Source organism: Herbihabitans rhizosphaerae (assembly GCF_004216555.1).
Classification (GTDB): domain Bacteria; phylum Actinomycetota; class Actinomycetes; order Mycobacteriales; family Pseudonocardiaceae; genus Herbihabitans; species Herbihabitans rhizosphaerae.
Genome location: NZ_SGWQ01000017.1, coordinates 66,415 through 86,250, shown reverse-complemented (window position 1 = coordinate 86,250; position 19,836 = coordinate 66,415). Strand labels below are relative to the sequence as shown.

Sequence of the window (19,836 nt, the reverse complement as noted above, 5' to 3'; positions counted from 1 at the left end):
CTCAGACCAGCGAGCCGAGGTCGGCGGTCCGCAGGTCGTCCGCCGACACCTGCTTCGCGTTGTCCACCAATGCCTGCAGCGCGTCGCCGTCGTCCCACATGTTGACGTTCATCGCGGCCGCGACCGCGCCGTCGTGCAACCAGAACGCGGTGAACTCCCGCGCGCCGAGGTCGCCGCGCACCACCAGTTCGTCGGTGAACGGGTCGGCCAGCCCGCGGTACTCCATGCCGAGGTCGTACTGGTCGGTGAAGAAGTACGGGCTGGCCGTGTAGTTCTCGTGCGCGCCGAGCAGGTTGGCCGCGACGTGCGTACCCTGGTCCTTCGCGTTGGACCAGTGCTCGACCCGCACCCGCCGGCCGTAGCGCGGGTGGAAGTGCGCGGCGATGTCACCCGCGGCGAACACGTCCGGCGCGGAACTGCGCAGCGTCGCGTCGGTGTCCACCCCGCCGCCGGTCTCCTCGGACAGCTCCAAGCCGGCCTGCCTGGCCAGCGCCGTGCGCGGGGACGCGCCGACCGCGACCACCACGACGTCGGCGTCCAGCGTGCTCCCGTCGGCCAGCCGCACCCCGCCGACCTCGCCGGACTCCCCGGCGATCAGCTCGGTCACCCCGGTACCCAGCCGCCAGGTCACCCCGTGCTCGGCGTGCAGGTCGCGGAACACGCCGGCGATCGTGTCGCCCAGAACCCGGTGCAGCGGAAGGGAAAGCGGCTCGACGACGGTGACCTCCGCGCCGTGCTTGCGTGCCGCGGAGGCGACCTCGCAGCCGATCCAGCCGGCGCCGATCACGACCACCCGCGCGCCCTCGGTGAGCGTCGCCCGAAGCTCGCGGGAGTCGTCCAGCGTGCGCAGCAGGTGCAGCCCGGGCAGCGCGCCGCCGGGCACCGGCAGGGTGCGCGGCTGCGATCCGGTGGCCAGCAGCAGCCGGTCATAGGAGTGCTCGCCGCCGTTCTCGTCGACCAGCACACGGTTGCCGAGGTGCAGCTGCGTGATCGCGGTGGAACCGATCAGCTCGATGTCGTGCTCGCCGTAGTAGCCCGCCTCGTGCACCCAGTTGGGCTCCTCCGCATCGCCGAGCAGGAGGTCCTTCGACAGGGCCGGCAGTTCGTAAGGACGATGCGACTCCTGGCCAATGATCTTCACCGCACCGGAGTAACCGCCCTCCCGCAGGCCGGCCGCCGCCGACGCTCCTGCCAGGCCGGATCCGACGATCACGATGCGCTCGGGCTCGGTCATGACCACCTCCTGCTCGCGACGCTCCCCTCACGACGCTAGTGGGCCAGCCCGACAGACGCGCGGGAAACCCTTCGGTGACAACGAAACCGTGACCACTCCTGGACCGACGCGAAGGTATGTCATGATCCACGTCATGGGTTCGGCCTCCGGGCGTCCCACCGTTGTCACCGGCGAAAGGCGCCGGGCCGAGCACAGGGTTACCTGGAGGCTGGGGACCGTGAGCAGCCGCAACGAGTGGCACATCAGCTGTAAGGACATGTCCGGGCGCAAGCGCGATCTTCAAGTGATCGCCGGCGCCGGCCAGGTCGTGGTGGTGACACCGCCGGGCGAAGCGGCGGTGCTGTCCCCACTCGACGTCGGCCGGCTCCGCGCCGCACTGCGTGACGCCGTGATGATCGCCTCCGGCACCAGCCCGCAGGAGATCAACGGCGGGTACTGACCCCACCCAGCCCGGGATCGAGCCCGCTGAATCCCGTCGGTCCCCCCGGGATTGAGCCCGCTGAATTCCCTTTTCGCGTTTGTCAAGCCCTTATCTACAGGGCCGGCCTGTCCTCAGCCGGCCCGAGTCGGGTTCTGCCCCGCTGCCCACGGGTCCTCCGGCGTGGGCGCGTCGTGCAGCGTGTCGGTGTCGGCCACCTCGGCGAGATCCTGTCCGAACTCGAACAGCTCACCGGGCACTTCCGACGGGTCGATGTCCAGCTCCGGCGCGTTCAGCTGCTCGCGCAGCGGCTCGATCTCCTCCATCAGCTGGTCCTCGCCGTACTGCTCCAGCGCGCCGAGCGGGTCGGACAGCATGCCCAGCAGCGACTCGATCTGCCCGGGCAGTTCCCGCAGCATCTCGATGATCGCCATGGCGTCCTCGAAGAAGTGCCACGCCTCGCGCGCGTCGTCGATCAACTCCTGGAGCGGATTGTCGCCGCCGAGCACGCTGCCGAACATGTCCGAGGCGACCGACACCCAGCCGCTGCCCGGCGTGTACCTGCGAATGATCTCCACGCCGAAACTGAGCGCCTTCACCGCGCCGATCGCGATCCATTCGACCAGATAGGCCACGCCGTTGTAGACCTGCGAGGCGACTCGGGCCAGCGCGCCCTCGTAGTCCAGCGCGGCGGACAGCTTGCCGAGGTAGCCGTCGAAGCTCCGCGCGGCTCCGCCGTCCCAGTGCCCGTCCAGCGTGGTCAGCCCGGTGGTGAGGTTGCCGGCCGCCGCCTCGGCCGCCTCGCCCGCGATCACCATCGCCTCGCCCTTCTGCTTGAGGGCGTTCCAGTTGCCGATCAACGGGTTGACGATCGCCTCGACCGGGCTCCACTCGTCGATGCCGGGGCACTTGTCGGTGACGAACCGCACGATCCCGTCGATCGTCTGCACGGTGTCGCTGGCGTACTCCTCGACCAGCGCCTCGACGTCGGCCTCCTCCGGCGCGTCCGGCGCGGTGAGCAGGCCGCCGATGTCCTGCTCGGGCTGGTAGCTGACGGTGCCGGGCAGGCTCTGCTCGACCATCCGGGGCGGCATGTCCTCGCCGTGGACCTCGAATGAGCGGAACCGCTCGGCGTTGCCGCCCTCGGCCTGGTGGTAAGTCCACGCGGTGTCCTCCAGCGAGCCGGAGGCGTAGTCCAGCGTGAGGCCCCGATCGCCGATCCGGTCGTCGGTCATCTCCGCATAGCTGTCCACCGGTGCCTTGAGCAGGTCCATCACGGCGCCGAAGTTCTCGTCGCTGGTGGCGTGCTCCATGATGTAGCGCCCGATGCTGCGGCAGTCGTTCGCCGTGACGGCGGCCAGCCCGGAGTAGCCGGACACGTGCCCCGGCTCGACGTCGAATCCCTCTGGCATGGTGATGCCCTTCGTTGGTTGTGGGGTGACCCGGTCCGGTCACCAGTCCTGGAAGACGGCGGGCTCGTGCTCGTCGAGTCCGCTGTCGGTGGGCTTCGGGCGGCGCGGCGCCGGTTCGGCGGGCTCCCCGGCGCTGTCCCCGGCGCTGTCCTCGGTGGCGGCGCGGATCCGCTCGACCATCCGCACCCGCTCGGCCTGGTAGAACACCTGCACCTCAGGCAGGTGGTCGGCCTCGCCCTTGACCGCCTTCTCCCAGGTGGTCTTGCCGTCGGCCACCGCCTTCGCGACCGCCTTCAACTCGGGGCTGGCGTCCGGGCTCTCCGCCACCTTGCGCACGGCCTCGGCGTCGGCCGGCTCCTTGTGGCGCAGCGTGTCCCACCTGCCTTTGATGAAGTCGATCCGCTCCTTGTGCATGTCGGTGATGTCCTCCAGCCGGCGCAGCACCGTGCGCAGCTCGGGCGGTGTCTCCTTGCCCATGTGCCCTCCCGTTCGTCGGCGGCACACATGAGATGCGACCGGTCCTATGCGTCGGCTATACATCCCGAACCGCCGCGTATAGCCGGCGCATAGCGGAGGAATGGTCTGCTACCGGCAACAGGGGAACGGTGATGAACTGACCACCGTCTGAGTTCAGGAGCACACGGGAGCGGGGCACGCGATGGACGGACCGGACAAGAGGTTCCAGCCGCACGGCGGCGCCACGGCCGGCGGCGCCGGGTTCGCACCGGCGTCGATGAAGCAGATGACCGACGACGCCGACAAGCTGCGCGACATGGCCGCGAAGGGCAGCGTCGCCGTCGACCCGGTGAGCGCGAAGGGCATCGCCGACGCGTACGACCAGATGGTCGACGAGATCTACTGGATCAAGATCGGCATGCTCACCGCCGGCCAGCACCCGAAGCTCGGCTCCAGCCCCTACGCCACGCGGGTGGCCAAGTACCAGCACGAGGCGGCCGAGTCCTTCCTCGACACGATCACGCAGCTCGAAACCGCGTGCAAGCAGTGCGCGCGGGCGTTCCGCGACGCCGCCAAGCACTACGTGGAACGCGAGCGCGACGCCGTCGACACGTTCAACAAGGCCGGGAGGCAGGGCCGATGAGCGAGGACGAGTACACCCACCAGCGCCAGATGAACGCGGAGATCCTGGCCTCCGGCGGCACCGCCAACGAGGCGCGCTGGTGGTCCACCACCGCGTGGTGGGAGGAGCGCAAGCAGCTCAGCAAGGGCGTGGAGTTCCGCGACGACGCGCCGGTGCCCGAGTCGGCCTACCAGGGCTACGAGCACGGCCGGCTCAAGGACATGGTGACCGAGAACCTGTCGGCCGGCCAGGTCGGCGACGTCTCCGAGTCGTGGTCGAAGCTGGCCAACGCGATGGCGCGGTTCTCCGACCGGCTGCGGGAGCAGATCAACCGGGCGGACGCGGTGTGGCAGGGCGAGGCCGCCGAGCAGGCGCGCACGTACACCACGTCGATGGCCACCTGGAGCGACGAGACCGGCCGCGGCGCGCAACTGGTGTCACACCAGGTCAGCATGCAGGGCGACGCGGCCAGCGCGGCGCACAACAAGATGCCCGAACCGGTGCCGTTCGACCTGCGCACGCAGCTCGAGTCGTGGCCGCAGAACCCGCAGAACCTGAACGCCCAGGTGCTCCAGACGCTCCAGCAGCAGCAGGCGAGCCAGGACGCCAAGCGGGAGGCGGTCGTCGTGATGACCGACTACGACCAGCGCCTGCAGACCGCGGCGGCGCGCCAGCCGCTGTTCACGCCGCCGCCCCGGCTGGCGTCGTCCGGCAAGGCGAGCCCGACACCGGAGATCTCGCAGTACGGCGGTACTCCCCTGGTCGGCGGCACGCCGGTGGGCACCACCTCGGCGGCCGGATTCGCGCCGGGTGACCCGGCCGCGATGCCGCCGGGGACCTCGACCGGCGGATCACCTGGCTCGGCCGGGTCGTCCGACGGATCGGGTTCGCGGGGGCGCGACGCGCTGGCCGGCGGGCCACAGGTCGGCAGCGGGCGCACGAACCCGTCGATGCCGTTCCACAGCGGCGGCTCGGGGGTGCCGGCCGCCGGCGGGATGGCGGGCCACGGCCGGGCCGGCATGTCCCCCGGGCTCTTCGGCGCGCCGGGTATGGGCGGCCGGCGGGGCGACGACGACACCGAGCACAGCAACTCCTACATCGTCGACGAATGGGACGAGAAGGAGTACTGGTACGGCGATCTGCCGCGCCCGGTGACGCCGGTCATCGGAAGTGACGTGACCGCGCCGCCACCGGCCGACGCGAATCAGGAAAGCTCCGAGCAGTCATGACCAGCGCGACGGTGCACACCTGGACACTCGGCCGCGCGGCGATGACCGCGTTGCTCGCCGAATTCGAATTGGGCGACATGCCTCAGCCGTTCGAGGCGGATTATCCGTACACCACGACGGCGGAGCGGGAATCGTTTCACGCGAAAGCCCGGAGCGAATTGGAATCGGCCGGCGTGCTGCGCGCCGGCGGGCTCGTGCCGGACGCCGAGCGTGCGTTCTCCGCGATCACGTCCGGTCCGGTCGGCATCATCGCGATGGGCACCTTCCCCGGCGAGCACCTGCTCGCCAGGGGCGCGTGGTACCGCCGGGACGCGGTACTCGCGCAGCAGCACGGCGACACCGTCTACGTGGCCGATCTTGGCACGTCGTCGCTGGTCAACGCGGTCGTGGCACTGATACCGGACGCCGAGCCGGCGACCGGGACGTCGGTGACCGTGCCGTCCGGGCAGCAGGTCCCCCAGACGCGGGAGGACGAGGAGTTCGCGCTGTTCGACGACATCGACGCGCCGAGCGCGCATCGGGCCGGCACGCCCGGCGCGCCCGCCTCGGTGGCGAAGATATTCAGCAATCCGGTCGTGCGGTGCGGCGCGTTCGTCCCGTTCTCCGAACGGGAACTGCTGCAGCCGCTCACCTGGTTCGACACCTCGGGCCCGCGCGGAATCACGCGCCATTTCGCCATGACGACGGCCGACGGGAACGGCGCGTTGTGGACCACGTACGTTCCCGGGGACAACGCGCGAATCGAGCAGTCACTGCGGGGAATCGTCGATTCCCAGCTCCGCTGAACCGATTCCCGCCTCGGCGCGAATTCGCTGCTCGGTGTCCCCGACGGATTCGGCGAGCCGCAACGCGGCGGTGTGTGCGGCGAGCGCGTGGCGGGGGTCGCCCGCCGCGGCGGCCAGTTCGCCGAGCCCGTTCAGCGCGTTGGCCTGGACGCGGGCGCTGTCGAGGTCCCGCGCGATCGCCATGGCCCGCTCCAGGTGCTCGCCCGCCGCCGCGGTCTCGCCGAGCGCGTGCAGGCTCGCGCCGAGGTAGGCCAGCGCCTCCGCCTCGCCGGCCCGGTCGGAGATCGACTCGAACAGGGCCAGCGCCTGGCGCAGGCAGGACACCGCGGGCTCGTGCCGGCCGGTGCGGTGGTGCACGATCCCGACGTTGCCCAGCGCGTTGGCCTGCCCGGCCGGGTTGTCGCCGTCCAGGTGCAGCGCGAACGCCCGCTTCTGCAGCCGCACCGCCTGGTCGTAGTCGCCGGTCTGCTCGTGCACCACGCCGAGGTTGCCGAGCGCGTCGGCCAGCCCGCCGTCGTCACCCAGCTCGGTGTACAGCGCGGCCGCCTCACGCAGATGCGCCGCGGCCAGGCCGTAGCGCCGCGCGCGCTCGTCCACCACACCCAGGTTGAGCAGCACCCAGGCACGCCCGGCGTGATCCCTCAGCTCGCGGTACAGCGCGGCGGCCGTCTGCAGGTGCTCGCGCGCGGCGTCGAACCGGCCCTGCCGCCAGCAGACCTGCCCGCCGGCGGTGCGGGCGAACGCGTGCGCGGCACGGTCGCCCCTGCGCACGGCCACCTCCGCTGACCGTCCACAGAGGACAGTCGCCTCGTCGTAGCGGCCGATCGTCTCCAGGTGCCGCCACACGGTCGCGCACAGGCCGATTACGTGCGTGTCGCCGACGGTCATCAGGTTCGGCAGCTCGACGTCCAGCCACCGGCGCGCGCTCGACGGGCTCGGCAGTCGGCCCGACGCGGTAGGGCGCTTGCCCCGCTCGGCCGGGTACAGCGCGTCCATCGCCGCGGCCGCGCCGGCCTGGTAGTGATCGTCCAGGCGGGTCCGCGCCGCGGTCCTGACCTGCTCCTTCTCCGCCGTCGCGGCCAGCTCGGCGGCAAACACCCGCAGCAGGTCGTGCATGGCGAACCGTTGCGCGCCAACGGTTTCCAGCAGGTGCACCCGGCGCAGGCGATCCAGCAGATCGGCCGCGGTCGCCGGATCGACGTCCAGCAGCGCGGCGGCCGCGGCGGCGTCCAGGTGCGGGCCGCGGTGCAGGCCGAGCAGCCGGAACGCGCGCGCCGGCTCGGCGTCGAGCTGGCGGTAGGACCAGGAGAACACGGCGGCCACGGCGGTGTGCGGGTCGTCCCCGGTGTCCAGCGCGTGCAGCACGGTCCGCTCGTCGGCCAACTCCTCGACCAGGTCCGCCAGCGGCACGTCGGCCCGCTCGGCCGCGCGCTCGGCGGCGATGCGCAGCGCCAGCGGGAGTCGGGCGCACCGGTCGGCCAGCCGCGCGGCGGCGTCCGGCTCGCCACGCACCCGCTCCCCGATCAACGCGGCGAGCAGGGCCAGCGCGTCGTCGGCGGCCAGCGTGTCCAGCGTGACGACGTAGTCGAACACGTCGAGGCTGTGCCGGCTGGTCACCACGGTCAGGCAGGACGCGGCACCCGGCAGCAGCGGGCGCACGTGTTCGGCGTCGCGCGCGTTGTCCAGCAGCAGCAACAGGTTCCGACCGTCCACAGTGGACTGGTAGAGCGCGGCCCGGTCGCCGTCGTCGGATGGCACGTCCGGCGCCGGGACGCCGAGCGCGCGCAACAGCGAGGCCATCGCGTCGGCCGGGTGCCGGGGCGCGTCCGGGTCGTACCCGCGAAGATCGACGTACAGCTGCCCGTCGCCGAACTCCGCGGCGATCCGGTGCGCCCAGTGTGTGGCGAGCGCGGTCTTGCCGACACCGCCGGTCCCGGCCAGCCCGATCACCCGCGCACCGGCGTGCCGCAGCTCGTCCAGCTGGGCCAGCTCGGCCGCGCGCCCGGTGAACGCCGCCGGGGTGAGCGGAAGCTGCCGGGGCACGGCACGCGCCAGCGACGGGTCCCGCACCTCGATCCGCGCGGCCAGCTCGTGCAGCGCCGGTGACGGGTCCAACCCGTGCTCCTCGGCCAGCGCACGCTGCCCGGCGCGGTAGGTCTCCAGCGCCTCACCCGCCCGGCCGTCGCGGTACAGCGCGATCATGAGCCGCCGCCGCAGGCCTTCCCGCAGCGGATACCGCTCGACCAGCGCCCGCAGTTCGGCGGCCACCATGCGCTGTGCACCGCCCTCCAGCTCCGCGTCGGCGAGCTGCTCGACGACGGCCAGGTACCGCTCGGTGAGCACCCGCCTCGGCGTGGCCAGCGACTCGCCGTCCACCCCGGAGAACGGCTCGCCCCGCCACAGTCGCAAAGCCTCGCGCGGCTGCCCGGCCGCGACCGCCTCGTCGAACGCCAGCATGTCCAGCGTCGCGGCGGTCACTTCGAGCTGGTAACCGGAGGTCTGGGTGCGCAGCACGCGCTCGCCGTCCGGCAGCGCCCTGCGCACCGCGGACACCATCGCGTGCACCTGCGGCCGCGCGGTCGCCGGCGGGTCGTCGCCCCAGATGCGGTTGATCACCTCGTCCACGGAGACCACGCGGTTGGGCTCGGCGAGCAGCACGGCGACCAGCGACCGCTGCCGAGGGCGGGTGATCGGCACGGGCGCGTCGCCGTCGCGGATCTCCAGCGGGCCGAGCACCCCGAACCAGGTGCTCACGACAGTTCCAATCGCCGCGCGCCGAACCGGGCGGCGAGGCCCGCGAGCCGGTCGCGGCTGGTCACCACGACCACGCAGGAGTCGCTGCCGGGCAACAGGTTCCGCACCTGCGCGGTGTCGCGCGCGTTGTCCAGCACCAGCAGCGCCCGCATGCCGTGCACGGTCGAGCGGAACAGCGCCGCCCGCTCGGCGAGGTCCTCGGGGTGCTCGGTGACGCCGAGCCCGTCGAGCAGCTCGGCGAGCGCGTCGGCCGGGTCGGGTGTGGCGGCGAGATCGACGTAGAGCACACCGTCGGCGAACCGACCGGCGACCTGGTGCGCCCACGCCACGGCGAGCGCCGACTTGCCGGCGGCGGGCGGCCCGGTGATCGCGGTGATCCTCGGCGCACCGTCCACATCGGACAGCAGCTCGCCCAGCCGCTCGTCGTGCGGCACGTTCGCGGGCGCATCGGGTAGCCGGCTGTTTCCCTTGCGGGACACCAGGTTCAGCGTCCGATCACTGCCCAGCACGCGCTTGGCCAGCGCGTCGAGCTTGGCCGACGGTGACACGCCCGCCTCGGCCAACGCGGCCTGGCACGCACGATAGGCATCCATCGCCTCGGCCGCCCGTCCGTCGCGGTACAGCGCGAGCATGAGCCGGCGGTGCAGCCGCTCCCGGCGCGGGTGCGCGGCGACCAGCTCGGTCAGCTCGCCGATCACCTCGGTGTGCCGGCCCAACCCCAGCTCGATGTCGATCACCTGCTCCAGCGCGTGCAGCCGCTGCTCGTCGAGCCGGCGCCGGACCCGGTCCACGAACGCGGCGTCCACGCCGGTGAACGGGGTACCGCGCCACAGGCGGAGCGCCGACCGGAACGCGGCGGCCGCCACCGACTTGTCCTGCTCGACCGAGGCGTGCGCCAGCCCGTGCTCGAACCGCAGCAGGTCCAGCGCGTCCGGCTCGACCCGCAGGACGTACCCCTGATCGTGGGTGCACAGCACGTCCCGACCGCCGGGGATCGCCTGCCGCAGCGCCGACACCAGCGCGTGCACCTGCGCACGGGCGGTGGCCGGCGGCTGATCGCCCCAGAGCTGCCGCACGATGTCGTCCACGGTCACGACCCTGTTGGCGCGCAACAACATCAGGGCGAGCAGCGCGCGGCGACCCGGCCGGCCGACCGAGATCATCTCGCCGCCGGCGTCGCGCATCTCCACCGTGCCCAACACGGCGAACGTGGTGCCACCGCTCTGCCTCACGCGCCGAGTATGCCGTGGTCACACCGCTCAGCGCGCGCCGTTCGGCAACCCCGTGCGCACCTCGTCCGGCGCCAGCGGCCGCAACACCAGCGAGTACGCCTGGTCGGCGTCGGCGCGAGTCCCGCGCCCTGCACCGGTGAGTCCCGCGCCCTGCACGATGCACAGCGCGGGACTCACCGTGCTCCAGCGCGGGACTCGCGATCACATGGGCCAGGTGTGCACCGGTTCGTTGGTGTGCATCAGCTCGGCGTACCGCTGCGTCATCTGGCGCAGCGCGGCCGGCCGGTCCGCGGAGGTCGTCTCCTCGATGTCGTGCACCACCCGGGTCTGCCACACCGCGCCGTTGCGCCCGGTGATACACCGCTGCTCGATGATCCCCAGCAGCCGATCGCGATCCTCGGCCGACACGCCCCAGCGCTCCAAACCCGTGTGCGCCAACGGAAGCAGCCGCCGCAGCACCAGCTCCGCCACACCCACCTCACCGACGCCGGGCCAGTACACCCGCGCGTCCAACCCGGCGCGCGCGCCCGCGTGGAAGTTCTCCTCCGCCGCCGAGAAGCTCATCTGGGTCCACAGTGGACGGTCCTCGTCGGCGAGCGCGCGCACCAGGCCGAAGTACAGCGCGCCGTTGGCCAGCACGTCGACGACCGTCGGCCCGGCGGGCAGCACGCGGTTCTCCACACGCAGGTGCGGCCGCCCCTTCACCACGTCGTAGATCGGCCGGTTCCACCGGTAGATCGTGCCGTTGTGCAGCCGCAGCTCCCCCAGTTCCGGCGTGTCGCCCCTGGCCAGCACGGCGGCCGGGTCCTCGTCCTCGATCAGCGGCAGCAGCGCGGAGAAGTACCGCACGTTCTCCTCGAACAGATCGAAGATCGAGGTGATCCACCGGTCCCCGAACCACACGCGTGGGCGCACGCCCTGCGCCTTCAGCTCGTCCGGCCGGGTGTCCGTGGCCTGCTCGAACAGCGCGATCCTGGTCTCCGGCCAGAGCTGCTTGCCGAACAGGTACGGCGCGTTCGCGCCCAGCGCCACCTGGATCCCGGCGATCGCCTGACTCGCGTTCCAGAACCGCGCGAAGTTCTCCGGCGCCACCTGCAGGTGGTACTGCACGCTGGTGCACGCGCTCTCCGGCGCGATCGTGTCGGCCTGGGTGAGCAGCCGCTCGACGCCCCGGATGTCGATCTCCAGATCCTCCCCGCGCGCGGCGAAGATCTGCTCGTTGAGCAGGGCATAGCGCGGGTTCGCCGACAGCGTCTCGGCGTGCATGTGCCGGCGCCGCAACGTCGGCAGGATCCCGATCATCACGATGTGCGCGCCGACCTCGGCGGCGTGCCGCTCGGCCACGTTCAGGCTCGCGCGCACGCCGTCCTCGAACGCGGCGAGGCCACTCGGGTCCAGCCGCTGCGGCGGGATGTTGATCTCGATGTTGAACTGGCCCAGCTCGGTCTGGAACGCCGGATCGGAGATCGCGTCCAGCACGCGCGCGTTGCGCATCGCCGGATCGCCCTGCCCGTCGACCAGGTTCAGCTCGATCTCCAGGCCCGCCATCGGCCGGTCCGCGTCGAACCGCGCCTCGGCGAGCATCTGTGCGAAGACGTCCAGGCAGGTGCGCACCTTCTGCCGAAACCGCTGCCGGTCGGCTCTGGTGAACACGGTCGCCTGAACGTCTTTGCCCATGACGTCAGTGTGCGACGTGTGACGCCGGTCACGCCAGGGTCAGCTCACCTACGGCGGCGGGTGCCGAACAGGCTGCGGGTGACCTCCCGGCCGATCGAGCTCGCCGCGGACCGGAAGAACGACTTCACCGCCGGGTTGCCCATCACCTTCTCGGCGAATCCCGGATCGTCCTTGTCGCGCGGCGCTTCCTGCTGTTCGGGCGCCTCGGCCGGTGCGCCCTCCTGAGCCGGCGCCGCCTTGTTCGCCATCATCTCGTAGGCCGACTCGCGGTCCACCGTCTCGGCGTACTTGCCGTGCAGGTCGGACGCCGCCGCGGCCTGCTTCACCGCGTCCGCGCCGATCGGGCCCATCAGCGACCTCGGCGCGCGCAACCTGGTCCACGCCACCGGCGTCGGCGCGCCCTGTTCGGACAGCACGGTCACGATCGCCTCGCCGATCCCGAGCGAGGTGAGCGCCTTGTCCAGCTTGTAGTGCGGCGTCGTCGGGTACGTCTTCACCGTCTGGGACAACGCCTTCTGGTCCTCCGGCGTGAACGCCCGCAGCGCGTGCTGCACCCGCGCGCCGAGCTGCGACAGCACCGCGTTCGGCACGTCGGTCGGCAACTGCGTGCAGAAGAACACGCCGACACCCTTGGACCGGATCAGCTTCACCGTCTGCTCGATCTGGTCGAGGAACGCCTTCGACGCGTTGTCGAACAGCAGGTGCGCCTCGTCGAAGAAGAACACCAGCTTCGGCGCGTCCAGGTCACCGGCCTCGGGCAACTCCTGGAACAGCTCGGCCAGCAGCCACATCAGGAACGTGGAGAACAACTGCGGCTTGGCCTGCAGGTTGTCCAGCTCCAGCAGCGTGACCATGCCCCGGACGCGATCACTGCCCTCGGCCTGGCGGATCAGATCCGCCACCGCCAGCTCCGGCTCGCCGAAGAAGTCCTCGCCGCCCTGCGCCTCCAGGTTGGACAGCGAGCGCAGGATCACGCCGGCTGTGGACGCCGATACTCCGCCGATTCCCTGCAGGTCCGCCTTGCCCGCGTCACTGGTGAGGTGCTGGATCACCGAGCGCAGGTCCTTCGTGTCCAGCAGCGGCAGGCCCTTCTGGTCCGCCCAGTGGAAGATCAACCCGAGGGTGGACTCCTGCGTCTCGTTCAGGCCGAGCACCTTCGACAGCAGGATCGGCCCGAAACCGGTGATCGTCGCGCGGATCGGCACGCCGGTGCCACCGGTGCCCAGTGACATGAACTGCACCGGGTACGCGGTCGGCGCCCAGTCGTCGCCGGTGTCCGTGGACCGCTGGGTCACCTTGTCGTTGGCCTGGCCCGCCTGGGCGAGACCGGACAGGTCGCCCTTCACGTCGGCCAGCACCACCGGCACACCGGCATCGGACAGCTGCCCGGCGAGCGCCTGCAACGTCTTCGTCTTACCGGTACCCGTGGCGCCCGCGACAAGACCGTGCCGGTTCAGCATCGCCAGCGGAATGCGCACCTTCGCCGACGGATCGACCGTGCCGTCCACCACGACAGTGCCGAGCTCGAGCGCCTTGCCGGTGGTGGTGTAGCCGGCGGCGATCTCCTGCGCCGCGGCGGAATTCTCTGCCACGCGAGCCTCCTCGCACTCTGGCTCGGACCCGCGCCGAGCGCCCCATTGCCGGTTGCGAAGCCTAGTCCGGACAGGCGTGTACGCCAGTCGAACGCGGGTTAACCCGCCGTGTCGGGATAAGCTCCCTCGAGTGACGGACCGTCTGGTGTGGATCGACTGTGAGATGACCGGGCTCGACCTCGGCAAGGACGCCTTGATCGAGATCGCGGCGTTGGTGACCGACTCCGAGCTGAACGTCCTCGGCGACGGCGTGGACCTGGTGATCCACGCAGAGGACGCGCTGCTGGACGGGATGCCGGACGTCGTACGCGACATGCACGCGAAATCCGGCCTCACCGAACAGGCGCGCTCGTCCACCACCACGCTGGCCGAGGCGGAGAAACTGGTGCTCGACTACGTGCGCGAGCACGTGCCGGAGCCGCGCACCGCGCCGCTGGCCGGCAACTCGATCGCCACCGACCGCGGCTTCATCGCGCGCGACATGCCGGCGCTGGACGGGTTCCTGCACTACCGGATGGTCGACGTGTCGTCGATCAAGGAGCTGTGCAGACGCTGGTACCCGAGGATCTACTACGCCCAGCCGGACAAGGGTCTCGCACACCGGGCGCTGGCCGACATCCGCGAGTCGATCCGGGAGCTGCGGTACTACCGGGGCACCGCGTTCGTGCCCCACCCCGGCCCGACGAGCGAGCAGGCCAAGGCGGTCGCCGAGAAGCTCTCCAGCCCCGAAGCCTGAACCCGTTTCGGCTCGACCGGGTCGGCACGATACGATGTCGCAGCCGCGCCACGCGTGGCACATGGTGGGTGTAGCTCAGTCGGTAGAGCACCTGGTTGTGGTCCAGGAAGTCGCGGGTTCAAGTCCCGTCACTCACCCCACTGGGCTCCCCCTGTCCGCGGAACGCGCGGACCAGGGTGGGGCTCGTCTTTATTTCTGGGGGCCCAGCCCCCAGACCCCCAGGTTCCTACCGGGGTACCTTCCAGCGTTTGGGGCGTTTGGGGCGTTGGGGGCGTTTGGGGGCGTTGGGGGCGTTTGGGGCGTTGGGTTGGGTTAGTTGAGGAAGTCTCGGACTAGTTGGTCGGTGAATCCTGGTTCTTTGAGCGAGTCGAAGAAGTCGGCGATCAACCAGAGCATGCAGGTGAGGCCGAACGTCTCCATGCCGTCGGGTTCGCCGAACTGGTCGCGCCAGGCCACGGCGTCCTCGCCGAGGAGGGCGGCGGTCACTGTGGCGCCGATCATGGGCAGGGTTTCGGACGGGATTCCGGGGAACCTGATGCGGATCTGACGCATCAGTGCCGGATACAACATGCTCAGCGGATCGTCCTCGTGGGGCTCCGATTTGCCTTCCTCGGCCACGGACTCGAGGAGGGAGCCGATCAAGAGGATCACTCCGCGGGCGATCTCCCGCCTGCCGTACGCGTTGACCGCCGCTTCGAGCACGGTCAGCACGTGATCGTGATTCGCCTCTTGCGATTCCGATCTGTTCAGCAGTTGCACGCTCTCCCATGCGGTCTGAATGGCTTCCTCCATCACGATGGCACGCGCGCGCTCTGGCATGTTCAGATCGTATCGACCTTGCCGGACGCGCTCCGGTTGAAGGCGGCGCGGTAGGTGGTGGGACGTTGGCCGGTGTGGGTGGCGAAAAGGGTGCTGAAGGTGGCGGGGTCCTTGTAGCCGACGGCGGCGGCGATGCTGGCGATGGTGCGATCGGTCGTTTCGAGGAGGTGGCGGGCGCGGCGGACACGGGCCGACTGGAGGTATTCGAGGGGTGTGCGGCCGGCTTCGTTGGCGAAACGGCGGAGCAGGGTTCGGGTGCTGACGTTGAAAGTGTCGGCGAGGGTGGCGAGGTCGTATCGGGTGGCGAGGTTCTGGTCGAGCCGGCGCATGACCTTGCGGGCGAAGTCGTTTCCGGGTTCTGGGAGAAGTCGTGCGTCGACGTAGGGGGTTTGTGACGTCCTGGCGTCGTCGACGAGGGTGACGCGGGCGGTCGTCCTGGCCACGCGCACGCCGCTGTGCTGGCGGATGAGGTCCAGCGCGAAGTCGTACATCGCGCTGAATGCCGCCGTGGTCGTGACGCCGGTGTCGGTGACGACGAGGTGGTCGGGGCGCAGCTCGGCGGCGGGACAACGTCGGGCGAGGTCCTCGGCGAACAGCCAGGCGGTGGTGGCCCCGCGGCCGTCGAGCAGGCCGGCCTCGGCGAGCAGGAACGCGCCGACGCAGATCGAGACGACGGCGTTGCCCGTGGCCGCGTGTGCGCGGATCGCCGCGATTTCGGCGGCCAGTGGGCCGAGTTTGGCGTCCAGGTCGAGGCCGGGGACGAGTTCGAAGCCGGGTACGACGAGGACGTCGACCTCGCGCAGCGGTGACACCGCCAGCGCCACGCCACCCGAGGCGATGACGCGCCGGCGCGGGGACACGATGGCCACCTCGTAGCCGGCGCCGGTCGGACCGGCGATGTGCTTCGCCATCGTCAGCAGGTCGGGCACGCCGAACACCTCGGAGGCGAAGCAGCCCGGATAGGCCAGGACACCGACCCGCAACGCGCTCATGGTGGCGAGATTACCCCTGTACCTGGCGATGTGGCCTCTCGTCTGACGCGGGCGCAGTGGTCCAGGCTGTCCGGCATGAACGATGACGAGATCACGGACTTCGACCGCCGCCGCATCGACGTGAGCGGTATGCAGAAGACGGTGTACGTGGGCGGCGCCGGGCCGGCCGTGGTGCTGATGCCGGAGATGCCGGGCATCAGCCCCGACGTCCTGCGGCTCGCGCGGTGGGTGCGGGACGCGGGCTTCACCGTCTACGTCCCCTCCCTGTTCGGGCGGGACGGCGCCTACCCGACGGCCGAAGGCGGCGAGGAAGTGGTGCGGCGCGCGTGCGTGAGTGCCGAGTTCCGCGCGTTTGCCGGCGGCGGCACCAGCCCTGTCACGACGTGGCTGCGCGGGCTCGCGCGCCTGGCGCACACCGAATGCGGCGGTCCGGGCGTCGGCACGATCGGGCTGTGCTTCACCGGAAACTTCGCGCTCACCATGGCACTCGAGCCGGCCGTCATCGCGCCGGTGGTCAACCACCCGTCACTCCCCCTCGACGACCCCGCCGGACTCGAGATCAGCGACGAGGACGCGCGGGCGGTCCGCGACCGTGTCACGCGGGACGGGCTGACCGTGCTCGCGTACCGATTCCAGGGCGACCGCTGGTGCACCGGCCAGCGGTTCGCCGCCTACCAGGCGCTCCTCGGCGACGCGTTCGACGGACGTGTGCTGCCCGACAGTGCCGCGAACACCGAGCCGACACCGTTCTTCCGTGACGTGGTCGGGACTCCGCACAGCGTGGTCACGGCGCATTTCGTGGACGAGGACGGACACCCCACGGTGAAGGCGAGGGACGAGATCCTCGGCTTCCTCGCCGACCGATTGTTTTCGGATCAGGGCAACCTCAAGGTCGGTGTGATCGACTAACTAGGAGAAGGTTGTCGACGAGAGGGGTTCACGTGACACGGGGTGCACGAGTGCGATTGGTGGCGATCGGGGGTGCGTTAGCCGCCACGGCCGCGGTGGTGGCGCTGGTCCCGACGGCACACGCCGACGGTTCCGGCGCGGCACCGGCGGCATGCGAGCTGCGCGAGTTGCCGATGCCGCAGGGTGGACAGGCGGGCACGGTCCTGGGCGCGATGCCAGACGGGACGACGCTGTTCGGCAACGTCCCGATCAGCTTCGACCCGCCGAAGAGCATGGCGGTCCTCTGGCGCGACGGCAAGATCGTCCAGGAGATCCCCGACCTGCCGAGTTCGGTGGTCGACCTGAACAGCAAGGGCGCGGCGACCGGCACCCAGAGCACGGATCAACCGCTGGAGACCCGCCCCTGGGTGCACCAGGACGGCAAGATCCACTATCTCGCCGGGAAGAGCGCGACCGTCACCGCGATCGGCGAGACCGGGCAGATCGTCGGCTACCGGCTGATCCCGACCTCGACCGGCCCGCACATCGCGATTCCGGTGATGTGGCCGTCGGCGACCGAGGAGCCGATCGACCTGCCGATGCCGCCGCCGGGCCAGCAGACCGGCCGGGCGCAGGACATCGCGGCGGACGGCACGATCGTCGGCGTGGTGGGCAGCAACGCCTACGTGTGGCGGCCGGACGGCACGCACGCACTGCTCAAGCGGCCCGATGACCTGCCGGCCAACGAGCTGGCCGCCGCCGCCAAGATCAACGGTGAGTGGGCGATCGGCTCGGCACGCGGCTCGGTGCGGTGGAACGTCAAGACCGATGTGGTGGAGCGGATTCCCGAGCTGCCGTCGTCGGTGGACGCGGTCAACGAGCACGGCTGGGTCGCCGGCCAAGACTTCACGGTCGGCGCGGTCGCGGTGATCGACGGCAAGACGGTCAAGCTTCCCGGGAAGGACGAGCGCACGGCGCACGCAGTGCGCTCGATCAGCCCGGACGGCAAGACGTTCGGCGGCTACACGTTCTACCGCCCGCCGATGTCCGAGCGGCCGGTGTACTGGACCTGCCCGTAACCGCTACGGCAGCGAGTGCGCGCTGAGGTGCCACCAGGCGCGGGCGCGGAAATCCTCCGCGTCCGCGCCTTTCGGGTACTCGTGGCCGAGGCCGGCGTATGACCGCCAGGTGACGGAAACGCCTGCGGCGCAACGGATGTAGCTCTGCGCGTGGCCGCTCGGCACCGGTTCGACCACCGGTGCCGGGTCGCAGCTCGCGCGCGTGACCCACTCGTCGCGCGACTGCTCCCCGCCGTAGGCGTACACGCGCTTCTGGTTGACGCAGTGACGACGAACTTGTGCGCGTCCGCGAAACCGCTCCAGCCCGAGGCGAACTCCTGCCCGAGCGGGAAGGACTGGAAGCCGTGCATGCTCAGCATCCACCACAAGAGTGTTCTTGCAAGCTACTGTAAGAACGCTCTTGCGCCCAGGCACCTTCGAGCAGCCGCGCCCACGCGTGCGCGGACCGGCATGATGGTCACGTGCAAGAACTGGAAATCCGCGACGAGATGATCCGACTCGGCCAACTGTTGAAGCTGGCCGGGCTGGCCGAGGACGGCGTCGACGCCAAGGAGATGCTCGAGGACGGCGAGGTGTCGGTCAACAACGAGCCGGAGCACCGGCGCGGCCGACAGGTGCACCCCGGTGACGTGATTTCCGTTGGGACGCAACGGTTCCGCGTCACCGGGCCGCGCTGACGACTGCCCCGACGACTAGCGCTTGCCGCCGCCCCGCCACTGCTCCCACGGGATCTGCCAGACGCCGAGGCCGTCCCAGGATTGCAGGGCCGGCCCGCCGGAGTTGGCGACGATGAAGACGTCGCCCCTGTTGGAGATGCTCTGCAGCCACTTGGCGTTGTCGGTGGACATGTTGATGCAGCCGTGGCTCACGTTCGAGTGGCCCTGCTGCTTCACCGACCAGGGTGCGGAGTGGTAGAAGATGCCGCTGTTGGACACGCGCGTGGCGACCGCGACCGGGGTCCGGTAGCCCTGCGGCGAGTCGATCGGCACGCCGTAGGTGGAGGAGTCCATCACGTAGTTGGTGTGCTCGCTCATCACCACGTAGGTGCCGTGCGGGGTCTCGTGGCCGCGCTTGCCCATCGAGATCGGGATCGTGCGGGCGACCGCGCCGTTGATCTCGACGATCATCTGGTGCGACCCGCCGTCGGCTCGGATGATCACCGAGTCGCCGATGGTGACGTTGGAGCGCTTGTCCTCCTGGCCGTACACGCCGCCGCCGAGGTGCTTGCCGTAGATCGCCGCGTTGATCGAGATCTTGGTGCCGGGCTTCCAGAACTCCTTCGGGCGCCAGTGCACCTCGTTGTTGTCCATCCAGTAGAAGGCGCCCTCGACCGCGGGCGTGGTGTTGATCTGGATGGCGCGCTCGGCCGCGGCTTTGTCGGGGACGGCGGAGGAGAAGTAGAACGCCAGCGGCTGGCCGACGCCGACGGTCTGCGCGTCCTGCGGGTTCACCGACAGGGAGATCTGGCGCTTGGGGCGCGCCGTGTTGAACGTGGACCGCGACTCCTGGGTGCCACCGCCGGCGCCCTGGGCGACCGCGACGGTGGTGTAGGTCTTGCCGTAGCCGAGCGGCTCGGAGGACTGCCACTTCGTGCCGTCCGGGCTCAGCGCGCCGGCGACCTGGCGGCCGTCCTGGCCGGTGAGCGTGACCTGGTTGAGCTTGCCGTCGGTGGCGGCGACGGTGACCGGCTCGCCGGGGGCGACATCGGCCGCGCGATCGGCCGGCGTGAGGGCGAGCGCGAGCTGTTTGGGGGCCGAGGAGCTGGTGGGCGCCCCGGAACTCGGAGGTGACGAGCTGTTCTGCCCGGACGGCTGTTCCGCGGCGGGCGAACCCGACGTACACGCCGTCACGGCTGCCAGCAACGCACCGGCGAACGCGATGATCAACGCGCTCCGGCCACGTCCTTGGCGG

General features: G+C 70.7%; 20 protein-coding genes and 1 tRNA gene. 9 read left to right on the top strand and 12 right to left on the bottom strand.

What is annotated here, in order from left to right; translation table 11 throughout:
• Nucleotide 1 precedes the first annotated feature (1 nt).
• On the bottom strand, nucleotides 2-1,234 hold the full coding sequence (locus tag EV193_RS31495; RefSeq protein ID WP_130348607.1) for an NAD(P)/FAD-dependent oxidoreductase: 1,233 nt from the start codon (nucleotides 1,232-1,234) through the stop codon (nucleotides 2-4).
• A 217-nt stretch (nucleotides 1,235-1,451) separates the two neighbouring features.
• Here EV193_RS31495 and EV193_RS31490 point away from each other — a divergent pair, with 217 nt between their 5' ends.
• Entirely contained in the window at nucleotides 1,452-1,673 is a 222-nt protein-coding gene (locus tag EV193_RS31490) for a hypothetical protein (protein WP_130348606.1), read from the top strand.
• A 113-nt stretch (nucleotides 1,674-1,786) separates the two neighbouring features.
• Here EV193_RS31490 and EV193_RS31485 read toward each other — a convergent pair whose 3' ends face one another.
• Both EV193_RS31485 and EV193_RS31480 read right to left on the bottom strand, forming a co-directional pair.
• The gene (locus EV193_RS31485) at nucleotides 1,787-3,064 is read right to left on the bottom strand and encodes a hypothetical protein (protein WP_130348605.1); all 1,278 of its coding nucleotides are present in this window, start codon (nucleotides 3,062-3,064) and stop codon (nucleotides 1,787-1,789) included.
• Between the two features lie 39 nt (nucleotides 3,065-3,103).
• Entirely contained in the window at nucleotides 3,104-3,541 is a 438-nt protein-coding gene (locus tag EV193_RS31480) for a hypothetical protein (protein WP_130348604.1), read from the bottom strand.
• Nucleotides 3,542-3,722: 181 nt separating this feature from the next.
• Between EV193_RS31480 and EV193_RS31475 the strand changes: the two genes are divergently transcribed.
• From EV193_RS31475 to EV193_RS31465, 3 genes are read left to right on the top strand one after another with little or no spacing between them, the layout of a single operon-like run.
• Nucleotides 3,723-4,163, top strand: coding sequence for a hypothetical protein (locus tag EV193_RS31475; RefSeq protein ID WP_130348603.1), 441 nt, complete (start codon nucleotides 3,723-3,725; stop codon nucleotides 4,161-4,163).
• The gene (locus EV193_RS31470) at nucleotides 4,160-5,371 is read left to right on the top strand and encodes a hypothetical protein (protein ID WP_130348602.1); all 1,212 of its coding nucleotides are present in this window, start codon (nucleotides 4,160-4,162) and stop codon (nucleotides 5,369-5,371) included. Before EV193_RS31475 ends, EV193_RS31470 begins: the two co-directional genes overlap by 4 nt.
• Nucleotides 5,368-6,156 (top strand): ESX secretion-associated protein EspG, encoded by a 789-nt coding sequence (locus EV193_RS31465; protein ID WP_130348601.1) that lies wholly within the window; start codon nucleotides 5,368-5,370, stop codon nucleotides 6,154-6,156. Before EV193_RS31470 ends, EV193_RS31465 begins: the two co-directional genes overlap by 4 nt.
• Here EV193_RS31465 and EV193_RS31460 read toward each other — a convergent pair.
• Genes EV193_RS31460 through EV193_RS31445 form a run of 5 tightly spaced genes read right to left on the bottom strand, consistent with a single transcriptional unit; the run spans nucleotide 6,121 to nucleotide 13,411 of the window.
• Nucleotides 6,121-8,910, bottom strand: coding sequence for an AfsR/SARP family transcriptional regulator (locus EV193_RS31460; RefSeq protein ID WP_165401574.1), 2,790 nt, complete (start codon nucleotides 8,908-8,910; stop codon nucleotides 6,121-6,123). The two genes, EV193_RS31465 and EV193_RS31460, sit on opposite strands and share 36 nt — an antisense overlap.
• Nucleotides 8,907-10,142, bottom strand: coding sequence for an AfsR/SARP family transcriptional regulator (locus EV193_RS31455; protein WP_130348599.1), 1,236 nt, complete (start codon nucleotides 10,140-10,142; stop codon nucleotides 8,907-8,909). The genes EV193_RS31460 and EV193_RS31455 overlap by 4 nt, the downstream gene beginning before the upstream one ends.
• A 27-nt stretch (nucleotides 10,143-10,169) precedes the next feature.
• Nucleotides 10,170-10,319 carry a hypothetical protein gene (locus tag EV193_RS33570; RefSeq protein ID WP_165401573.1) on the bottom strand — a complete coding sequence of 50 codons (150 nt, stop codon included), beginning with the start codon at nucleotides 10,317-10,319 and terminating at the stop codon, nucleotides 10,170-10,172.
• Nucleotides 10,320-10,343: 24 nt separating this feature from the next.
• On the bottom strand, nucleotides 10,344-11,819 hold the full coding sequence (locus EV193_RS31450) for a glutamate-cysteine ligase family protein (protein WP_130348598.1): 1,476 nt from the start codon (nucleotides 11,817-11,819) through the stop codon (nucleotides 10,344-10,346).
• 44 nt (nucleotides 11,820-11,863) lie between these two features.
• Complete coding sequence (locus EV193_RS31445; RefSeq protein WP_130348597.1) at nucleotides 11,864-13,411, bottom strand: helicase HerA-like domain-containing protein; 1,548 nt, start codon at nucleotides 13,409-13,411, stop codon at nucleotides 11,864-11,866.
• A 130-nt stretch (nucleotides 13,412-13,541) separates the two neighbouring features.
• Between EV193_RS31445 and orn the strand changes: the two genes are divergently transcribed.
• Together orn and EV193_RS31435 are read left to right on the top strand one after the other, a co-directional pair.
• Nucleotides 13,542-14,147, top strand: coding sequence for an oligoribonuclease (gene orn, locus EV193_RS31440; RefSeq protein ID WP_130348596.1), 606 nt, complete (start codon nucleotides 13,542-13,544; stop codon nucleotides 14,145-14,147).
• Nucleotides 14,148-14,211: 64 nt separating this feature from the next.
• Nucleotides 14,212-14,287 (top strand) — tRNA-His (locus EV193_RS31435).
• 172 nt (nucleotides 14,288-14,459) lie between these two features.
• Here the strand turns inward: EV193_RS31435 and EV193_RS31430 are convergent.
• Together EV193_RS31430 and EV193_RS31425 are read right to left on the bottom strand one after the other, a co-directional pair.
• Complete coding sequence (locus tag EV193_RS31430) at nucleotides 14,460-14,966, bottom strand: hypothetical protein (RefSeq protein ID WP_130348595.1); 507 nt, start codon at nucleotides 14,964-14,966, stop codon at nucleotides 14,460-14,462.
• Nucleotides 14,967-14,968: 2 nt separating this feature from the next.
• Nucleotides 14,969-15,895 (bottom strand): GlxA family transcriptional regulator, encoded by a 927-nt coding sequence (locus EV193_RS31425; protein WP_242613806.1) that lies wholly within the window; start codon nucleotides 15,893-15,895, stop codon nucleotides 14,969-14,971.
• Between the two features lie 138 nt (nucleotides 15,896-16,033).
• On the opposite strand from EV193_RS31425, the gene EV193_RS31420 reads away from it, so the two are divergent.
• Both EV193_RS31420 and EV193_RS31415 read left to right on the top strand, forming a co-directional pair.
• Nucleotides 16,034-16,867: a dienelactone hydrolase family protein gene (locus EV193_RS31420; RefSeq protein WP_130348593.1), complete on the top strand. Its 834-nt coding sequence runs from the start codon at nucleotides 16,034-16,036 to the stop codon at nucleotides 16,865-16,867.
• A gap of 50 nt (nucleotides 16,868-16,917) precedes the next feature.
• Nucleotides 16,918-17,925, top strand: a complete 1,008-nt coding sequence (locus EV193_RS31415; protein ID WP_130348592.1) for a hypothetical protein — start codon at nucleotides 16,918-16,920, stop codon at nucleotides 17,923-17,925.
• A 3-nt stretch (nucleotides 17,926-17,928) separates the two neighbouring features.
• On the opposite strand, the gene EV193_RS31410 is transcribed toward EV193_RS31415, so the two are convergent.
• On the bottom strand, nucleotides 17,929-18,171 hold the full coding sequence (locus tag EV193_RS31410) for a hypothetical protein (protein WP_130348591.1): 243 nt from the start codon (nucleotides 18,169-18,171) through the stop codon (nucleotides 17,929-17,931).
• Between the two features lie 215 nt (nucleotides 18,172-18,386).
• On the opposite strand from EV193_RS31410, the gene EV193_RS31405 reads away from it, so the two are divergent.
• On the top strand, nucleotides 18,387-18,602 hold the full coding sequence (locus tag EV193_RS31405; protein WP_130348590.1) for an RNA-binding S4 domain-containing protein: 216 nt from the start codon (nucleotides 18,387-18,389) through the stop codon (nucleotides 18,600-18,602).
• Between the two features lie 15 nt (nucleotides 18,603-18,617).
• Here EV193_RS31405 and EV193_RS31400 read toward each other — a convergent pair whose 3' ends face one another.
• Nucleotides 18,618-19,811, bottom strand: a complete 1,194-nt coding sequence (locus EV193_RS31400; protein WP_242613805.1) for a L,D-transpeptidase — start codon at nucleotides 19,809-19,811, stop codon at nucleotides 18,618-18,620.
• Nucleotides 19,812-19,836: the final 25 nt, after the last annotated feature.

Coding starts and splice junctions, on each gene's coding strand:
- EV193_RS31495 (WP_130348607.1), bottom strand. CDS start 1,234: ATGACCGAGCCCGAGCGCATCGTGATCGTCGGATCCGGCCTGGCAGGA.
- EV193_RS31470 (WP_130348602.1), top strand. CDS start 4,160: ATGAGCGAGGACGAGTACACCCACCAGCGCCAGATGAACGCGGAGATC.
- EV193_RS31475 (WP_130348603.1), top strand. CDS start 3,723: ATGGACGGACCGGACAAGAGGTTCCAGCCGCACGGCGGCGCCACGGCC.
- EV193_RS31420 (WP_130348593.1), top strand. CDS start 16,034: ATGAACGATGACGAGATCACGGACTTCGACCGCCGCCGCATCGACGTG.
- EV193_RS31450 (WP_130348598.1), bottom strand. CDS start 11,819: ATGGGCAAAGACGTTCAGGCGACCGTGTTCACCAGAGCCGACCGGCAG.
- EV193_RS31485 (WP_130348605.1), bottom strand. CDS start 3,064: ATGCCAGAGGGATTCGACGTCGAGCCGGGGCACGTGTCCGGCTACTCC.
- EV193_RS31465 (WP_130348601.1), top strand. CDS start 5,368: ATGACCAGCGCGACGGTGCACACCTGGACACTCGGCCGCGCGGCGATG.
- EV193_RS31480 (WP_130348604.1), bottom strand. CDS start 3,541: ATGGGCAAGGAGACACCGCCCGAGCTGCGCACGGTGCTGCGCCGGCTG.
- EV193_RS31430 (WP_130348595.1), bottom strand. CDS start 14,966: ATGCCAGAGCGCGCGCGTGCCATCGTGATGGAGGAAGCCATTCAGACC.